This is a genomic window from Leisingera sp. JC1 (genome assembly GCF_001679925.1).
Classification (GTDB): domain Bacteria; phylum Pseudomonadota; class Alphaproteobacteria; order Rhodobacterales; family Rhodobacteraceae; genus Leisingera.
The window spans coordinates 1-3,063 of the sequence record NZ_LYUZ01000003.1; the positions used below are offsets into that span (position 1 = coordinate 1).

At 59.2% G+C, this 3,063-nt stretch carries 2 protein-coding genes; both read left to right on the forward strand.

What is annotated here, in order from left to right:
• Positions 1 to 324 precede the first annotated feature (324 nt).
• Positions 325 to 2,610, forward strand: a complete 2,286-nt coding sequence (locus A9D60_RS02800; RefSeq protein WP_141117793.1) for an ATP-dependent DNA helicase — start codon at positions 325 to 327, stop codon at positions 2,608 to 2,610.
• A gap of 239 nt (positions 2,611 to 2,849) precedes the next feature.
• The coding region (locus A9D60_RS02805; RefSeq protein WP_175392875.1) for a transposase at positions 2,850 to 3,063 on the forward strand (214 nt) is incomplete at its 3' end.

Here is a 3,063-nt window from a genome sequence, read left to right on the forward strand (position 1 = left end):
CTTACCGTCTTGCGGTCGAGCCCCTTACCGTCTTGCGGTCGAGCCCGGTCTGCCGCGCGATTGCGCTGATGCCAAGGCCCTGCCGCTTCAATTCAAAGATCATCACGATCTCCCTCAATCCCACCACCTGCGAGCCTTTCCATTGGCCTCTACAGGGGAAGTATGCGCGACCGATGATCAGGGGGGCATGCCCCCCTGATCATCGGCATCGGCGCCAAACTGGGGAATTTTCATCCAGCCGTTTTGGGGAGATTACGTCCAGCACTCACAGAACGTGCGGATCTCGACCGGGAGCAGCGTAGCGATGCGGCGATCGACTATGCCGTGATCGACATCGGCATGTTCCCCGATCATCGCCATCTCGAGCGCCGCGAGGACCTTCACGATCTCACCGTCGCCGGCCCCGAGCGGCTCCGAGCATTTGCGCATGAGGCGCTGACCGCCGCCGAGGCGCAGGGTCATAGCTTCGTGTCGACCGGAACCTTGGTCGAGCATGCGGCACGTCATCCGCTCTTCTACCGCGACAAGCTTAATGTCAGTGAGGCGCAGTTTCTCTCGGATGAGCATCTCGCCCATTTCCGCGAGCGGCTGCACGTCGAGATCGTTGACGGCGCACATTACTTCTATCTCCAGCGTGCCTGGCATGCCGAGCAGATCGTCACCCGCTTCGTTAGCGACCGGCTCAAACTGCCCGAACTCAAGCGCGACCTCGCCTGGGTTGCTAAATATGTCAGGACCGAGTCCCGTGCTCTTGCTGCTGCGATCAACGGGTTCGATACCAAAGGTTTCTGCGACGAACGCACGCAGATGATGAACAGTGCGATGACTCAGCGCCTCTATTGTGCGACAGGTCGGCCTGGTTCGGGCAAGAGCCAAGCGATCTCTGAACTGCTCAAACGCTTTGATGCAGCCAACGAGCGCACTGTCGTTCTCGCGCCCACAGGCAAGGCGGCCCTGCGCCTCAATGCCGAGGCGCCGGAAGGTGCGAACTGGGAAGCGGAAACGATCGATCGCTGGATCTGGCGAATGGGCCTCGGTGACTATCTGAGCGATGGCGCTGATTTAATGGCGATGTCGAGAGCGCCGCGCTTCGAGCAATTCGACAACCTAATTATCGACGAGATGTCGATGGTAAACCTCTATCACCTCGCCTTGCTGTTTCGCGCAATCGAAGTGCACCAGCCGACGTCAACGCTACGCGTGATCCTCGTCGGTGATGAAAATCAGTTGCCGCCAATCGGATGCGGCAAACCGTTTCACGACGTGATTGGATATCTACGCGGCGAACACGACTATCAAATCGCCAATACCGTCCGCCTTACCACCAACTGTAGGCAGCGCCACGACACGACCGTAATCGAGGCGGCACATCTCTTCGCGGGTAAGAACCGCTACCAAGGCGAACTCTATTCGCAGCTACGCGAAGGCGGCAAGGTCAGCGACTATCTCGATGTCCGGTATTTCAGTGGTGCGCAAGAACTGCAGAGCCATGTTGCAGATTTCGTGACCACTACGCTTGACGACGCAGTACCTGATCACCGCGACCGCTCGCCGCAGGAAGCATTCAACCTGCTCTTAAAACTCTATGACAAAGGCCATGTTCCCAGCAACGATGCAGCGGCCCTGGCACTAGACCGGGTGCAGTTGCTCTCGCCTTATCGTGGAGGTCCGACCGGGGCACTCGGCCTTAGCGGCTTCATGCGTGACACCTACCGTCCCGATGCCAAGGATGACGCGTGGCAACAAAAAGACGGTTTCGTCCACTCGGACAAGATCGTCCGCATTCGTAACCACTATGTCTTCAACAAGAAAACCAAGCAAAACGAGTTGCGCCTGTCGAATGGGTCGGTCGGGGTGCTGTGCGGCAGCCGGAGAGGCTGGAAGGCATTTTTCGCCGAAAGCAAGTGGTGGTTCGACTGGGGCTGGCTGGATTCCGAGGATTTCGAACTCGCCTATGGTCTAACCGTCCACAAGGCGCAGGGCAGTGAGTTCGAGGAAGTGCTGGTCGTAGTACCCGAACGTCGGACGCTTTTGTCGCGCGAACTGATCTACACTGCGATGACACGGTCAAAGACGCGCCTCACTCTTCTTGTCGAAAAGTCACAACGCGCCAATCCGCTGACTGTTGCGCGTGATCGCTCGGTACTGGCGCAGCGTAACTCCTCGGTGTTCGCGCGTCCGTTCGATGCCGCGCGACTGTTCGAGCCCGAGAATGGGGTTAAGGTCCGTTCCAAGATCGAATACATGATCTATCAGGCGCTGCTCGACGCACGCAACGCCGGTGAATTGAGCTTCAGCTATGAGACGGCGCTGGACCTACCTTTCGGTGAGCGGATCGTCACGGTGCACCCAGACTTTGTCGTGCAAGCGGGAGGCCAGACCTACTATTGGGAGCATCTCGGTATGCTCGACCGACAGGATTACGCCCGCGATTGGCGCGAGCGACGGCGCGCCTATGCCGCCGCCGGGCATGAAGCCTTTTTGCTAACTACCGACGATCTGGCTGGCGTCCGCGCTGACCAGCTTGCGCAAGTTGTCCGCGACATCACGACTGGCAATCTCGCAGGACGGGCCGATCTAGGCTGGTCTCTACACCATTACACCCTTTGAGTGTTAAAAAGCTCCAATGCTGAACATTCACAGGGTCGATAGTCGAGGGTAGGTCCGATCTCGAACAATGAGCTTCCGATTGCGGAGCGTGTCCAATCATTCCCGTCCTTCGGGCCCGCGCCACACGCCATGCTGCGCCGCGCGCGACCGGCAACATTAGACTGCCTGCTGCCATCTGGCTGGTGCCAGGATTGGGAACCTGGCAAGCGCTGAGAACCGTGGGGGCGTAGACGGATGTCATGAGCAAGCCCAAGCCCGCCCGCTACCGCACGACGAACTGGTCCGCCTACAACGCTGCGCTCCGCAAGCGCGGGTCTTTGCTGATCTGGCTGGACAAGGAGATGGCCTGGTACGCGCCGCATGAGGGCCGCCCTGGGCGCCCGCCGGTGTTCTCGAATGCGGCGATCCAGTTCTGCTTATCGATCAAGGTGCTGTTCAAGCTGCCGCTCAGAC